The organism is Kitasatospora sp. A2-31 (genome assembly GCF_022288725.1).
Taxonomy (GTDB): Bacteria; Actinomycetota; Actinomycetes; order Streptomycetales; family Streptomycetaceae; genus Kitasatospora.
The window spans coordinates 13632-28113 of record NZ_JAKNTA010000011.1 but is presented as its reverse complement, the minus strand read 5'-3'; the positions used below and the strand labels follow the sequence as shown (position 1 = coordinate 28113).

Genomic DNA, 14482 nt, shown 5'->3' with positions numbered 1-14482 from the left:
GTCGTGCGACCTCCTCGCGGCGAAGGGCCGTTCGGGGTGGTCAGGCGGTGCGGCGGTAGGAGGTGACGGAGATCCTGACCGGGCCGTCGTCGGTGGCGGTGCCGAGGGTCCGGATGATCGCGACGTCCTGGCTGCCCGGGGCCCGGACGCAGAACGCGCGGTCGGCACGCAGGCGCGCGAAGGGCAGGCCGGAGACGGGCTGGGTCTCGATGCCCTTGAGGCAGTCGGCCAGCGTGAGCGTGCCGGTCGGGGCGATGTGGGCGTCGCTGTCCTCGGGGATGTAGAACTCACCCGCGTGCCGCCCCAGGTACCAGGGGGCAGTGTCCTGGGGGACCACCTTCCCCGCTCTGAGGTCGAACTCGTGGAACTGGTCGGGGGAGGTGAGTTCGAGGTTGCTGAAGGCGACCGTGTAGCCGGGCGCCGTGGTCGGCTGAGCGGACGTGGCGGAGGCGGACGGCGCGGCGGCGCCGCTGGTCGGGGGGAGACTGCCGGTGGCGGCGACGGTCTGGTCGTCGAGGTCGTCGAGGTATCCGGGATCCAGGAGCACGACGGCCGCCGCGGCGCCGACCAGGAGGGCGACGGTGGTCAGCAGGGCGGTGCGGGCACGGCGGCGGGTGGTGGCCGCGGCTCTGCGCCGACCGGGGGCGGGCCGGGGCGGCTCCGGCTGCAGCAGGGTCGGGGCGGGGACGGGGTGGACGCGGGCGGTCGGGGCGTCCGCCGCGGCCCGGGCGGGGTCGAGGGCGGTGGCGGGCGGGGGAGGCGTGGTCGGCAGGTTGCTGTGGCGGTACAGCTCGGTGCTGACCTGTCGGGGCAGCCAGTCGTCGGAGAAGCGCAGCTCGCCGCCGGTGGCCGGGTGGCTGCGGGCCGCCTCGATCAGCCAACCGGTGTCCGGACGGTCCGCGGGGTCCTTGGCCAGACAGCGCAGCGCCAGGTCGTGCAGGCCGCGCGGCAGGCGGGAGAGGTCGGGTTCCTCGTGCACGGCGCGGTAGAGGGAGGCGGACTCGGGGCCGTCACCGAAGGGCGCGCGGCCGGAGCCGACGTAGGAGAGCAGGGCGCCGAGGGCGAAGACGTCGGTGGCGGGGGTGGCGGTCAGGCCGAGGGCCTGCTCCGGGGCCATGAACCCCGGGGAGCCGATGCGCAGGCCGGTGCCGGTGAGCGGGCTGGCGTCGGCGGCCCGGGCGATCCCGAAGTCGATGACGCGCGGGCCGTCGGCCGCGACGAGGACGTTGCCGGGCTTGAGGTCGCGGTGGACGACGCCCGCGGAGTGGATCGCCTGCAGGGCCTCCGCGATGCCGGCGAGGAGGAGCAGGACGGTCCGCTCGGGCAGCGGGCCGTGCTGGGCGACGACCTGGTGGAGCGAAGGACCGGGTACGTAGGCGGTGGCGAGCCAGGGGGTGGCGGCCTCGGCGCCCGCGTCGACCACCTGGGCGGTGTAGAGGCCGTGGATGCGCCGGGCGCTGGCGACCTCCTGCGCGAAACGGTGCCGGAACTCCGGGTCCTCGGCGAGTTCGGGCCGGATCGCCTTGAGCGCGACCGGCCGCCCGCCGGGGGTGTAGGCGAGGTAGACGCGACCCATACCGCCCGCGCCGAGCCGCGCGCAGAGGCGGTAGCCGCCGATCGCGTCGGGGTCGTCGGGGGAGAGCGTCTGGAAGGCCGAGGAGACGGCGGCGCCGTAGGGTTCTGCGGACATGGTGGCTCCCAGCGGGTCGAACGGTCGGGACGGAGACGTGCAGTGGCGCGGTGGCGGGCCGGTCCGGGCGCGCGGGGGCACCGGGCAGGGCGCGCGGGGGCACCGGGCAGGGCGCGCCGGTGCACCGGCGTCCGGAGTCGCACCGGATCATAGCCCCGACTGGAGTTTCAGTCAGGATCGCCCTCGCAGGGACCTCCGGGACGGCCTGCCGGGTAAGGTGATCCCTTGTGGCTGACCGTCGAACCTTGATCCTGGAAGCGGCCGCGCGGGTGATCGCCCGGCGCGGTGTCCGAGGGCTGCGCGTGGAGGAGCTGGCCGCGGAGGCCGGGGTGTCCACGGCGCTGATCTACTACCACTTCAAGGACCGCGCGGGGATCCTCCGCTCGACGCTGGAGTTCATCAACGACCGGGCCGAGCGCTACACGACCGAGCGTGCGCCGGACGCGCCGCCGCTGGATGCCCGGGGCGAGCTCGAACAGACCCTGCTGCTGGAGTTCCAGGACACCCCCGAGGTGCGGGAGAACAGCACGGCCTGGGGTGAGCTGCGGGCGAGCGCGGTGTTCGACCCCGACCTGCGGGAGGACCTGGCCCGGGCCACGCTCGTCTGGGTGCAGGAGGTGGCCGAACTGCTCGGCCGGGTGCGGCCGATGAACGGGGCCGCCGCCCTCGCCGCCTCCGCGGAGCGGCTGACGGCGCTGCTGGAGGGGCTGAGTGTCCGCTGGCTCAGCGGAAGCCTCCCGCTGGAGCATGCGCGTGAGCTGATGGCGAGCGCGATCGACGGCGAGCTGGCGCGTCTGCGGAGCTGATCCGGCGCGGCCGAGCCCGCGCCGGCCTGCCACGCGGCGGCAGGCCGGTGGGGCGTGGGTCACGGGCCCCGGGCCGTCCGGCCCGGGGCGTTGCGCATACCGGCGGGGAGGGGTGGCCGGGCATGCGTCCGGTTCGGGTGCACCCTTGGCCGAGTGTTTGACTGAAGATTCAGTCAGTGCCACAGTGGGGAATGCGGAGCGCCGGTCCGTCCGGTGGGCGATACTCGATTCTGGAGATCCGTATGAGCGACACCCGCGGTGACAGCCGTTCCCTGTTCGGCCGCCTCTTCGGCGCCCCGCCGCCCGCGACGGAGCGCGCGCCGCGGCGCGACCCGGAGGGGGACCTCCCGCAGTGGTGGGTGGACAGCGACGACGCACCGCACGCCCGCACCTGGATGTCCTGGCCCTCCCGCAGGTCCGTCTGGGGCCGCCGGCTGGCCGGCGTCCAGCAGGACATCGCGCTGATCGCACGGACGATCGCCCGCTTCGAACCGGTCACCCTGTGCGCTCCGGACGACTACAGCGTCCGGCAGGCCCGCTCCCTGTGCGGGCCGTCGGTCACCGTGACCGACGACGTCCCCACCGACGACCTGTGGATGCGGGACATCGCCCCGGTGTTCCGGCGGGACGGCGACGGGCGACTCGACGCGGTCGGCCTCAACTTCAACGGCTGGGGCGGCAAGCAGACCCACCGCGACGACGCCGAGGCCGCGCGCGGCATCGCCGGGATGCTCGGACTCCCCTTCTCCCGCGCGGAGTTCGTCGGCGAGGGCGGCTCGGTCGAAACCGACGGCGACGGCACCCTGATGGCCACCGAGAGCAGCCTGGTCAACAGGAACCGCAACCGGGGGATGAGCCGGGACGAGATCGAGCAGGCCGTCCTCGACGCGTACGGCGCGGACAGGATGATCTGGGTCCCCGGCATCAGGGGCAAGGACGTCACGGACGACCACATCGACGTCACCTCGCGCTTCGTCCGCCCCGGCGTGGTCATGGTGCAGCTGCCCCCGGCCGACCGGCACGACGTCTGGGCCCGCGACGCCCGCGAGCAGTTCGACATCCTCTCCCGGGCCACCGACGCCCGGGGCCGCCGGCTCCGGGTGATCCGGGTGGACGGCCCCGACACCGTCCGCTCCCGCGATCCGCGGTTCGTCGACTCGTATCTCAACTTCCACGTGGTCAACGGCGCTGTGATCACGGCCCAGTTCGGCGACGCGGTCAGGGACGACGCCGCCCGCCGCACCCTCGCGGAGGCCTTCCCCGGACGCGAGGTCGTCCAGCTCGACGTCGACCGCCTGATGGCCGGAGGCGGTGGCATCCACTGCTCCACGATGCAGGAGCCGCTCCCGTGACACCGGGGACCGCCCCGGGCCGGTGCCTGCGGTCCGGACCGGCCGTCCCTCCCGTTCCCCGTCCCTCCCGTTCCCCGGCCCTCGCCGCCCCCGTGACCACGGCGGGGGCGCCACCGGCCCACGCCCGCAGAACCCGCACACCCTCGTCCAGCCGGAGTGTTCCGTGACCAGTCCCTCCTCGTTCTCCGCCGCCCGAGCCACCCCCTCCCGACGCACGGTGCTGCGCGCCGCGGCCGGCGCCGGCCTGCTCACCCTCGGCGCCGCGGCCTGCGCCCCCTCCGACGGGGCCGACGAGGGGCTTCCCTCCGGGCCGGCGTCGCCGTCCGCACCGGGCGCGTCCGGGCCGGCCCCTGGCGGGACGGGCGCGCCGCCCGGCCGCAGGTTCGGCGCCGAGTGGGAGAGCCACGCCCGGACCTTCATGTCCTGGCCCGCGTCCACCGGCATCTGGGGCGACCAGCTCCCCGAGGTCCGCGGGGACATCGCACGGCTGGCCCGGGCCGTCGGGGCGTACGAGCCGGTCGTGATGTTCGCCCGGCCCGCGCAGGTGGACGCGGCGCAGAACGCCTGCGGCAAGGACGTCGAGGTGGTTCCGCTGCCCGTCGACGACCTGTGGGCCCGTGACACCGTGCCCGTGTTCGTCGAGGACGGCGGCACGCTCAAGGGCGTCGACCTCAACTTCAACGGCTGGGGGAACAAGCAGAAGGAGCACGGGAACGACTCCGCGCTGGCCGCCGCCGTCCTCGGGAAGTACGAGGTCGAGCGGGTCCGCACGTCGCTGGTCGCGGAGGGCGGCTCCCTCGAGACCGATGGCGAGGGGACGCTGATGGTCACCGAGAGCTCGGTGGTCAACCAGCGCCGCAACCCGGGCCGGAGCCGGGACGAGATCGAGGCCGAGTTGAGGAAGGCGCTCGGCGTCACCAAGGTGATCTGGTTCGCCGGCGTCCGGGACCAGGACATCACCGACGCGCACGTGGACTGCCTGGTCCGCTTCGCGGCCCCCGGCGTCGTCCTGCTGGACCAGCCCTTCCCCGGGGCGCCCGCCGACGTCTGGTCGCGCTCGGCCGCCCAGGCCCGGGAGGTGCTGAAGAACGCGACCGACGCCCACGGCCGGCCGCTGAAGGTGATCGACCTGCCGCAGCCCGATCCGAGCCGGATCACCGGGCGCGGCGACGCCTTCGTCTCCTCGTACATCAACTTCTACGTCGCCAACAAGGCCCTGTTCCTGCCGCGCTTCGGCGACGCCAGGGCCGATGACCAGGCCCAGCAGATCCTGCGCGACCACTTCCCGGGCCGCGACATCGTCCCGGTGGTGATCGACGGCATCGCCTCCGGTGGCGGCGGGATCCACTGTTCGACCCACGACCAGCCCGGCACGCCGGCATCCTGACCCCCGTCACCCCCCCCGGCGCTGCTGGCGCAGGAGCCCCCGAGCCTTCCCGAGGTCCGGGGGCTCCGCCCTCGTCGGTGGGCCGGGGCAGGCCCACGCCGACGTGCGTCGGGGGCTCTGCATCGACTGAGAGTCCGGTCAGGTGCAGGGATGTCCCGGCCGGCAGCGTGCCGTCTCCGCGTCGATCGCCTCGCCGAGCAGGTGGCGAGCGTGGTCGAGAGGGAGCGAGCCGCTCAGCCAGCGCACGCTGAGCCCCTCCAGGAGTGCGGTGAGCCGTTCCGCGGCCACGGCGTGTGCGGGGGCGGTGCCGGCCGGGTGCGCCCGGCCGAGCAGGTCGGCGATCTCGTGCACCCAGCCGTGGGTGGCCCGGGCGAGGTCGTCTCGCAGACCGGACTCGAACACCGCACTGGCCCTCAACTCGCCCCAGGCGGTGCTGTTCTCGCGCACTTCGGCAGAGTCCTGGAGTTCCAGGAGCAGGGTCTGCTCCAGCTCTGTCCTGGGGTCGCCGGAGGGCTGTGCGGGGTCGGGTTCCGCGGTGTAGCGGTCGGCCCGTTCGCCGATGAACTCCAGGGTCTCGCGGAGGATGCCGGCGCGGTCGGAGAAGTGGTAGTAGATCAGCGAGGTCGAGACCCCGGCCTCGGCCGCCAGTTCCCCCACCCTCAGTCCGCGGACGCCGCGCCGCGCGATGACGCGGGTGGCGGCCTTGACGATCTCTGTTCGACGGTCTGACACAGGCGTTCACTCTACCTCCGTACGGGCCTGCGCGGCCTCCAGCGCTGACTGAATCTTCAGGATTCGGGGTCAGGCCGCCTCCGCCGCCGGCGCCCGGGGCTGGGATCCAGGGGGCGGCTATTCGGTATGTCTACGGACTGAGTCGATTTTTCGGGCTTCTCAGTGTGGCGGCCGAAAGTGTCGCGCCCGAGTCTTGACTGAACTTTCAGTTCGGACCAGGATGTGGGCACCCCACACCTCCCGATCCATGCAAGGGAGCCCTATGAACACCCCTCACACCCCTGCCCCCACGCGCCGCAGCCTGCTGAAGTTCGGCGCGGCCGCCGTCCCGCTGGCAGCGCTGGGCGTGGCCCTCCCCGCGACCGCCAAGGCCGCCACGACACCGGCCGGCGCCGTGCTGAGGATGCCGGCGGAGAGTGACCGGCACACCCGCACCTTCATGGCGTGGCCGGCGCTTTACTCGATCTGGCAGAACCAGCTGTCCGCCGTACGCCGGGACATCGCCAAGGTCGCCCACGAGATCTCCCGCTTCGAACCGGTCGTCGTCCTCGCCCGCCCCGGGCAGGCCGCCGACGCGCGCTACTACTGCGGTTCCGGCGCCTACTACGCCATCGACGTTCTGGAGATCGCCAATGACGACCTCTGGATCCGCGACTTCGGTCCCACCTTCGTGGTCGCGCCCGGTGCCGTCGCCGGCGTCGACACCAACTTCAACGGCTGGGGGAAGACCGGTACGTCCTACTACCAGCCGTTCGCCAACGACGCCGTGGCCGCCACCGCCCTGCTCGCCGAGTACGGCGTCGAGCGGATCCGGGCGCCCTTCGTCGGCGAGGGCGGCTCCCTGGAGACCGACGGCGAGGGCACCCTCCTGGCCACCGTCAGCTCGCTGGTGAACCCCAACCGGAACCCGGGCATGTCGCAGGACCAGGTGGAGGAGGCACTCAAGACCTCGCTGGGGATCGACAAGGTCGTCTGGGTCCCCGGACTGGCCGGTCAGGACATCACCGACTGCCACATCGACTGCCTGGCCCGCTTCACCGCCCCGGGCAAGGTGATCCTGGACCAGCCCGGGCCCGGCGTCGACGCCCGTTGGGTCGCGGTCTACAACGAGACGAAGCGGGTGCTGAGCAGCGCCACCGACGCACACGGCCGCCGCCTGCACGTCACCGAACTGCCCGGCCCGGACCGCACCCGGATCCGCGGCCGCGGCAAGGACTTCCTCTCCAGCTACACCAACTACTACACCGTCAACGGCGCGGTCATCGCACCGCAGTTCGGTGACGGCTACGCGGACGGCGTCGCCCGCGCCGTCCTCCAGGCCGCCCATCCGGACCGCCGGATCGTCCAGGTCGGCATCGACTCCATCGCGAGCGGCGGCGGGGGCATCCACTGCGCCACGCAGTCGCAGCCCGCCGTCCCGTAGCGCGCCCCCGCCCCTTGCGACCCCCATCGACCGATCGCACAGAGAAGAGTCCCACCGTGAGTACCCGTGGTCACCGCATGCCCGCCGAGTGGACCGAGCACGAGGGCTGCCTGATGGCCTGGCCCACCAGGGCCGACCTCTGGGGTGCGACCTACGACGAGGCCAAGCGCGAGTACGCCGGGGTCGCCCGGGCGATCGCCGCGTTCGAGCCGGTCACGATGGTCGTCCGCCCCGGGCAGGGCGACGAGGCCCGCGCACTGTGCGGGGACGGCGTCGAGGTGGTGGAACTGCCCATCGACGACTCCTGGTTCCGCGACTCCGGCCCGATCTTCGTGCTCGACGAGGACGGCCGCCGGGCCGGCGTGGACTTCCGCTTCAACGCCTGGGGGCGCAAGCACCACCCGTTCGACGCCGACGACCGGATCGCCGGCGCCCTGCTGGAGCGCATGGGCGTCGAGCGCATCGACTCCCGGATGATCCTGGAGGGCGGCGCCGTCACCGTCGACGGCGAGGGGACGCTGATCACCACCGAGCAGTGCCTGCTGCACCCCAACCGCAACCCGGGCATGACCAAGGCCGAGATCGAGGCCGAGCTCATCGAGAAGCTCGGTGTCACCACGGTGATCTGGCTCCCGTACGGCGGGCTGCTGGACACCGAGACGGACGGTCACGTCGACGGCGTCTGCGCGTTCGTGGCGCCGGGCAAGGTCCTCGTCCAGCTGCCGAGCGACCCCGGCCACCCGGACCACTTCCGGATGCTGGAGAACCGCGCCGTCCTGGAGGCCGCCGTGGACGCCAGGGGTCGGAAGCTGGAGATCGTCGAACTGACGCAGAGCGCCTTCGTCGAGGTCGACGGCAAGGAGACCGAGGTCGGCTACCTCAACTTCTACATCGCCAACGGCGGCGTGGTCGTCCCGGTCGCGGGCGTCCCGGAGGCGGACCAGGGGGCGCTGGCCGTGATCGCGGCCGCGCTGCCCGGCCGCAAGGTGGTCGGCGTCCGCTCCCGGGTGATCGCCTACGGCGGCGGCGGTGTCCACTGCATCACCCAGCAGGTGCCCGCGGCTCCCCGCACCGCGTGATACGCGCCCCCGCGTGACGCCCCGCACCGCGTGACGCACCCCTAGCCGGGCCGGCGGGCCGCGGCCCGCTTCCGCCGGTCCGCCGGTCCGCCGGTCCGACGACCCTCGCCACCCCCGTCCCGCACGGAAGAGAGCCACCTGCATGCCAGACCACCGGAACGGGTCGAGAACGACCCGCAGAGACCGCCGCCGGCACCCGCTCACAGCCGTGGCCGCCGCCTCCCTCGTCACGGCCGTCATCGCGACCGCCTGCGCGGGCCCGCCGAAGAGCGGCGGCGACGGCGAGACGTACCGGCTCTCCGCCGGCACCCCCACGGCCAAGGGCGAACTCGACTCCTTCACCTGGGCCGTCTACGCCGAACCGCCCACCCTCGACTACGTCTCCGCGTTCGACTACCCGCAGAACACCGTGCTGTCCAACGTCTGCGAGAGCCTGATGCGGTGGACGCCGCAGCTGACCCTCGCCCCGGGGCTGGCCGAGAAGGCGTCCAACCCGGACCCCACCACCTGGGTCTACGACCTGCGGCCCGGGGTCCGCTTCCACGACGGCGGCACCATGACCGCCGACGACGTCGTCTACAGCCTCGGCCGGCAGATGGACCCCCGGAACGCGGCCGCGTGGGCCCAGCAGTTCCAGAACGTCGGCTCCGTCAGCAAGACCGGTCCGCTCCAGGTCACCGTCAAACTCACCCGGCCCGACTCGCAGTTCAACCAGTACATGGCCACCGCCGCCGGCGTCGTCGCGTCCAAGGCGGGGATCGAGGCGGCCGGCAAGGACTACGGCACCGGCGGTGGCCTCGCCTGCACCGGCCCGTTCAAGCTGGGCACCTGGACCAAGGGCCAGTCGATCGAGCTGCAGCGCTTCGACGAGTACCGGGGGGCGAAGGCCAAGTCGGCCAAGGTCGTCTTCCGCTTCCTCACCGACCCGTCGGCCCGGGTCAACGCCCTGCTCAGCGGCGAGGCCGACGGCGGTTACCTGATCCCCACCGAGGCCTACGGACGGCTGCGCGCCGCAGGCCCGGGCACGCTCTACTTCGGCGAGGGCCTCAGCACCGTCAACGTCAACGTCACCAGCATGCAGGGCGTGCTCGGCGACGTCCGGGTCCGCCGGGCGCTCTCCCTGGCACTGGACCGCTCCGGCTTCGTCCGCACCGGCCTGGGCGGCGCCGGGAGCGTCACCGGATCCCTCACCAGCCGCGCCGCCTGGGCCACCGCACCCGAGGAGGTCCGCAAGGACGCCTTCGACGGGCTCACCCCGACCGCTCCCGACGTCGAGCAGGCCAAGGCGCTGGTCAGGGAGGCCGGCGCCACCGGAAAGACCCTGACCGTCGCCACCAGCCCCATCGGCCAGGACGTCTCGGTGCTGGCCACCGCCGTCCAGTCCGCCGGCGCGAGGATCGGCCTCGACGTCCGGTTGAAGACGGTCGCCCCCAACGCCTTCACCGCCCTGTTCACCGACCCGGCGGCCCGCGAGGGCATCGACATGTTCCCGGAGACGTACTACGACTCCATCACCGACCCGCTCGACCTGCTGGCCAACTTCAGGACGGGCGCCTACCAGAACTTCGCGTCCTTCAGCGACCCCGCCTACGACGAGCTGGTCGAGCAGGCGGTCGGCGCCACCGACCCGGTCCGGCGGTTCGCCGCCACCGCGCAGCTCCAGAAGAGCGCCTCGGAACAGCTGCTCTGGATCCCGGTCGCCGAGTGGCCCACGGCGGTCTTCCTCAACAAGCGCATCACCGGTGCCCCCACCACCATCTCCTACATGTACTACCCGTGGGCGGCCGACGTGGGGGCGGCCCGGTGAGCTTCCTGCGCTTCGCCGCCCGCCGGCTGGTCGAGATGGCCGCCACCCTGGCCGGGGCGTCCTTCCTGATCTTCGGCGCGATGCACCTCGCCCCGGGCAGCCCGGCGAGCTTCCTGCTCGCCGGCCGCTCGGCCTCGCCGGACGCGCTGCAGGCGATCAACGCCCAGTACCACCTGGACGAGCCGTTCCTGGTCCAGTACCTGCGCTGGGCCGGCCGCATCCTGCAGGGCGACTTCGGCCGTTCGATCACCTACCGCACCGACGTCTCCCGGCTGCTGGCCGACCGGCTGCCCGCCACCCTGCTCCTGGTCGCGATGGCGCTCGTCCTGGTCGTCGTCCTGGGCCTGCTGCTCGGCTGGATCGGCGCCGTCCGCGGCGGCGCCGCCGACTCGGCCGTCCTGGTCTCCACCACGGTCGCCGTCGGCACGCCCTCGTTCGTCGCGGCCGTGCTGCTGCAGGGCCTCTTCGCGGTGAAGCTGGGCTGGTTCCCCAGCGGCGGCACCGGGGACGGGCCCGGCCCGATGCTCTGGCACCTCACCCTGCCCGCCGTCGCCCTCGCCCTCTACCTGATCGGCATGCTCGCCCGGGTCACCCGCGCCGCCATGGTCGACGTCCTCGGCCACGAGCACGTCACCGTCGCCCGCACCCGCGGCGTCACCGGGCACCAGGTCGTCCGCCGCCATGTCTTCCGCAACGCCCTGGGCACCGTGTTGACCACCGGCGGCCTGATCGTCTCCACACTGCTGGTCTGCACCGTCCTGGTGGAGACCGCCTTCAGTGTCGGCGGCGTCGGGCAACTGCTCGAACTGTCCACCACCACCAAGGACTTCCCCACCGTGCAGGCCATCTCCCTGATCATGGTCGGTCTGTTCATGGCCGTGAACCTGGTCGTCGACCTGCTGCACCCGCTGGTGGACCCGCGGGTCACCCTCGGAACCCGGAAGGCCGCCGGATGACCGTCACCCTGCTGCGCCGGCCGGGCGTCGCCCGCCTGCGCACCACCCGCGCCCCGCTGCACCGGATCTGCGTCGGCTTCGTCGCCCTGGCCGTCCTCGCGGCCCTGCTCGCACCGTGGATCGCACCCCAGGACCCGAACGCCGTCGAGCTGGGCGACGCGCTCGCCGGCCCCTCCGGGGAACACCTGCTCGGCGTCGACGCCTCCGGACGCGACACCCTTGCCCGGCTGGTCACCGGAGCCCGCACCTCCCTGCTCGGACCACTCGGCGTGGTGGGCTTCTCCACTCTGGCCGGCGTCGCCGTCGGCGTCACCGCCGCCTGGCGGGGCGGCTGGCTGGACTCCGTCCTCTCCCGCGGCACCGAGCTGGTCTTCGCCTTTCCCGGCCTGCTGCTGGCCATCCTGATCGTCTCCGTGTACGGCGAGGGGCTGCTCGCCCCGGTCCTCGCCCTCGCGGTCGCCTACCTGCCCTACGTCAGCCGCCTCACCCGCTCGCTCGTCCTCGCCGAACGCGCCCGCCCCTACGTGGAGGCCTACCAGGTCCAGGGGCACTCCGGGCTCCAGATCTGCCTGCGCCACGTCCTGCCCGGCATCGCCCCGGTGGTCCTGGCCCAGGCGACGGTCAACTTCGGCTACGCACTGATCGACCTGGCCGGCCTCTCCTTCCTCGGACTCGGCGTGCCGGCCCTCACCCCGGACTGGGGCCGGATGGTGTTCGACGGCCAGTCCGCCGTCCAGCACGGCTACCCGCTCTCCGCGGTCCTGCCCTGCCTGGCGATCGTGCTGACCGTGGTCTCCTTCAACGTCGTCGGCGAGCGCTGGGCCGACCGGGTCGCCAGGAGGGACCGATGACCTCACCCCGTACGACCACCTCCGGCACGGCCGCAGGCGCCACCGCCGGAGCCGACCCGATCGCACTCGACGTCCGGGCCTACCGGCTGCGCCTGCCCGGCACCGCCCGGCCCGTGCTGGCCGGCGTCGACCTCACCGTGGCCGCCGGCGAGACGGTCGCCCTGGTCGGGGAATCCGGTTCCGGAAAGAGTCTGACCTCACGTAGCGTCCTCGGACTCCTGCCCGAGGGCGCCACCACCGAGGGCGCGGTGCGCGTCAACGGCGAGGACGTCCTGACCATGACGCCGGACCGACTGCGCAGCCTGCGCACCGGCACCGCGGCGATGATCTTCCAGGACCCCCGGGCCGCCATCAACCCGATGCGCCGGCTCGGCGACTTCCTCACCGAGGGCGTGCGGCTCAACGGCGGGCTCACCGCTGCGGCGGCGACCGGGCGGGCCGTCGAGATGCTGGAGGCGGTGGGCCTGCCCGCCACCGTGATGGACCGCCACCCGCGCCAGGTCTCCGGCGGCATGCTGCAGCGCGTCATGATCGCCGCCGCCCTGATGGGCGATCCCGCGATCGTCCTCGCCGACGAGCCCACCACCGCGCTGGACGTCACCTCCCAGGCCGAGGTGGTCGCGCTCCTCGGCGAGCTCCAGGAACGGTTCGGCACCGCCCTGCTGTTCGTCACGCACGATCTCGGCCTGGCCGCCGCCATCAGCGACCGGGTCGCGGTGATGTACGCCGGCCGGATCGTCGAGACCGGCCCTGCGGAGGCGCTGTTCCAGCGGCCGCGCCACCCCTACACGGCCGCACTGCTCGCCTCCACACCACGCCTGGAGACCCCCGGGGGCCGCCTCGCCGCGATCGAGGGCCGGCCGCCCGGCCTGCGGGACGAGCTGACGGGCTGCCCGTTCGCGCCCCGCTGCCCGCTCGCGACCTTCCTCTGCACCCAGCAGGAGCCCGCGCTGCTCCCGGTCGAGGCCGAACCGGCGCGCCGTGCCGCCTGCCACCACAGCGACCGCACGGGGGAGGGGAGCGCGGATGCGTAGACCCGCCGTCACCGCCGTCCGTCCGAAGGGAACGCCGCCGATGCGACAGCCGAACACCGGGAGGCCCGTCCTGGAGGCCGTCGGCTTGCACCGCGCCTACGGCAGCATCCGCGCGGTCGACGACGTCTCCTTCAGCCTGGCCGAGGGCGGATCGCTGGGCGTCGTCGGCGAGTCCGGCTCCGGCAAGACCACCACCGCCCGGATCGTCGTCGGCCTCGAACGGGCCGACTCCGGCCGGGTCCTGGTGCACGGCCGGGACCGCACCGAGCACCGGCGTGCCGACCGGCTCGCCCGGGCACGCGAGGTCCAGATGGTCTTCCAGGACCCCTACCAGTCCCTGGACCCGCGTACCACCGTCGGGGCCGTCCTGCGCGAGACCCTGCGCCTCCACTTCCCCGACGCGGACCACCCGCGCCGGATCGCCGAACTCCTCGACCAGGTCGGCCTCGGCGAGCGCGAGGCCGGCGCACTGCCCCGGCAGCTCTCCGGCGGACAGCGCCAACGCGTCGCGATCGCCCGAGCCCTGGCGGTCGAGCCGGCCGTCCTCGTCCTGGACGAGGCGGTGGCGGCGCTCGACGTCTCGGTCCAGGCCCAGATCCTCAACCTGCTCGCCGACATCCGCGAGCAGACCGGCATCGGCTACCTGTTCATCACCCACGACCTGGGTGTGGTGCGGTGCGTCACCGACGACGTGATCGTGATGCGGCACGGAGAGGTCGTCGAGTCCGGCCGGACCTCCGAGGTCCTCGCCCGCCCGCGACACCCCTACACCCGGCTGCTGCTGGACTCCGTGCCCAGGCCGGGCTGGGACCCGCGGTCCATCGTCGCCGCCCGGCGCGCCCTGGAAGAGCGGGCACCCTAGGAGCCCCCGGTGCCCGGTCCGGACCGTCGGCGCTCCCACGGCGGCGGTCCGGACCCCTTTCCCCCGACCGGCGGCGGGCCGGCTCACCGGCTCGCCGCCCCCACTGTCGGATGCAGCCCGTCCTCGGGCGCGTCCGGCACGTGAGGGGACTGCCGTGAGAGAACCGCGCCTGACCCGGCGGGCCCTCCTGCGCTCGGGGGCCGCGGCGGCCGCGCCGGCAATCCTGGAGGGCTGCGGCTCCGAGGAGGAACCGTCCGCCGGATCGCCTTCCACTACGTGGTCAACGGCGCCGTGATCATGCCCCGGTTCGGCGACCCGGCGTCCGACGACCGTGCGGCGGGCGTCCTGGCCGACCTCCACCCCGGCCGCGAGGTGGTGCCGGTGGACATCCATGCGATCGCCGCCGGAGGCGGGGGCATCCACTGCTCCACCCAGCAGCAGCCGGCGCCCTGACCCGGGCGCGTTCCCCGGCGTCCCGCCGCTCCGCGCGCCGGCGTCCAGCC

At 73.6% G+C, this 14482-nt stretch carries 13 protein-coding genes; 11 read left to right on the top strand and 2 right to left on the bottom strand.

Features of this window, described 5'->3' with window-relative positions:
• Window positions 1-40 precede the first annotated feature (40 nt).
• The gene (locus MCM47_RS27500) at window positions 41-1690 is read right to left on the bottom strand and encodes a serine/threonine-protein kinase (protein ID WP_238864413.1); all 1650 of its coding nucleotides are present in this window, start codon (window positions 1688-1690) and stop codon (window positions 41-43) included.
• 227 nt (window positions 1691-1917) lie between these two features.
• Between MCM47_RS27500 and MCM47_RS27495 the strand changes: the two genes are divergently transcribed.
• The 3 genes from MCM47_RS27495 to MCM47_RS27485 all read left to right on the top strand — a co-directional run bounded on the left by MCM47_RS27495 (window position 1918) and on the right by MCM47_RS27485 (window position 5235).
• Window positions 1918-2496, top strand: coding sequence for a TetR/AcrR family transcriptional regulator (locus MCM47_RS27495; protein ID WP_238864412.1), 579 nt, complete (start codon window positions 1918-1920; stop codon window positions 2494-2496).
• 242 nt (window positions 2497-2738) lie between these two features.
• Window positions 2739-3848, top strand: coding sequence for an agmatine/peptidylarginine deiminase (locus MCM47_RS27490; RefSeq protein ID WP_238864411.1), 1110 nt, complete (start codon window positions 2739-2741; stop codon window positions 3846-3848).
• A 163-nt stretch (window positions 3849-4011) separates the two neighbouring features.
• On the top strand, window positions 4012-5235 hold the full coding sequence (locus MCM47_RS27485) for an agmatine/peptidylarginine deiminase (RefSeq protein ID WP_238864410.1): 1224 nt from the start codon (window positions 4012-4014) through the stop codon (window positions 5233-5235).
• 138 nt (window positions 5236-5373) lie between these two features.
• Here the strand turns inward: MCM47_RS27485 and MCM47_RS27480 are convergent, their stop codons facing one another.
• Complete coding sequence (locus tag MCM47_RS27480; protein ID WP_238864409.1) at window positions 5374-5967, bottom strand: TetR/AcrR family transcriptional regulator; 594 nt, start codon at window positions 5965-5967, stop codon at window positions 5374-5376.
• Window positions 5968-6229: 262 nt separating this feature from the next.
• Between MCM47_RS27480 and MCM47_RS27475 the strand changes: the two genes are divergently transcribed.
• From MCM47_RS27475 to MCM47_RS27435, 8 genes are all read left to right on the top strand, one after another.
• Window positions 6230-7390, top strand: coding sequence for an agmatine/peptidylarginine deiminase (locus MCM47_RS27475; RefSeq protein WP_238864408.1), 1161 nt, complete (start codon window positions 6230-6232; stop codon window positions 7388-7390).
• 56 nt (window positions 7391-7446) lie between these two features.
• A complete protein-coding gene (locus tag MCM47_RS27470; RefSeq protein ID WP_238864407.1) occupies window positions 7447-8469 on the top strand; it encodes an agmatine/peptidylarginine deiminase in 1023 nt (340 codons plus the stop codon).
• Between the two features lie 208 nt (window positions 8470-8677).
• Window positions 8678-10276 (top strand): ABC transporter substrate-binding protein, encoded by a 1599-nt coding sequence (locus MCM47_RS27460; RefSeq protein WP_308222478.1) that lies wholly within the window; start codon window positions 8678-8680, stop codon window positions 10274-10276.
• The gene (locus tag MCM47_RS27455) at window positions 10273-11232 is read left to right on the top strand and encodes an ABC transporter permease (RefSeq protein WP_238864406.1); all 960 of its coding nucleotides are present in this window, start codon (window positions 10273-10275) and stop codon (window positions 11230-11232) included. The genes MCM47_RS27460 and MCM47_RS27455 overlap by 4 nt, the downstream gene beginning before the upstream one ends.
• Window positions 11229-12083, top strand: a complete 855-nt coding sequence (locus MCM47_RS27450; RefSeq protein ID WP_238864405.1) for an ABC transporter permease — start codon at window positions 11229-11231, stop codon at window positions 12081-12083. Before MCM47_RS27455 ends, MCM47_RS27450 begins: the two co-directional genes overlap by 4 nt.
• A complete protein-coding gene (locus MCM47_RS27445; protein WP_238864404.1) occupies window positions 12080-13117 on the top strand; it encodes an ABC transporter ATP-binding protein in 1038 nt (345 codons plus the stop codon). The genes MCM47_RS27450 and MCM47_RS27445 overlap by 4 nt, the downstream gene beginning before the upstream one ends.
• A 40-nt stretch (window positions 13118-13157) precedes the next feature.
• A complete protein-coding gene (locus tag MCM47_RS27440; protein WP_238864403.1) occupies window positions 13158-13979 on the top strand; it encodes an ABC transporter ATP-binding protein in 822 nt (273 codons plus the stop codon).
• 276 nt (window positions 13980-14255) lie between these two features.
• Complete coding sequence (locus MCM47_RS27435; protein ID WP_308222477.1) at window positions 14256-14432, top strand: agmatine deiminase family protein; 177 nt, start codon at window positions 14256-14258, stop codon at window positions 14430-14432.
• Window positions 14433-14482 lie beyond the last annotated feature (50 nt).

Excerpts from the sequence above, each read along its gene's own strand:
- MCM47_RS27500 (WP_238864413.1), bottom strand. The coding sequence starts at position 1,690 with ATGTCCGCAGAACCCTACGGCGCCGCCGTCTCCTCGGCCTTCCAGACG.
- MCM47_RS27490 (WP_238864411.1), top strand. The coding sequence starts at position 2,739 with ATGAGCGACACCCGCGGTGACAGCCGTTCCCTGTTCGGCCGCCTCTTC.
- MCM47_RS27475 (WP_238864408.1), top strand. The coding sequence starts at position 6,230 with ATGAACACCCCTCACACCCCTGCCCCCACGCGCCGCAGCCTGCTGAAG.
- MCM47_RS27450 (WP_238864405.1), top strand. The coding sequence starts at position 11,229 with ATGACCGTCACCCTGCTGCGCCGGCCGGGCGTCGCCCGCCTGCGCACC.
- MCM47_RS27445 (WP_238864404.1), top strand. The coding sequence starts at position 12,080 with ATGACCTCACCCCGTACGACCACCTCCGGCACGGCCGCAGGCGCCACC.
- MCM47_RS27440 (WP_238864403.1), top strand. The coding sequence starts at position 13,158 with ATGCGACAGCCGAACACCGGGAGGCCCGTCCTGGAGGCCGTCGGCTTG.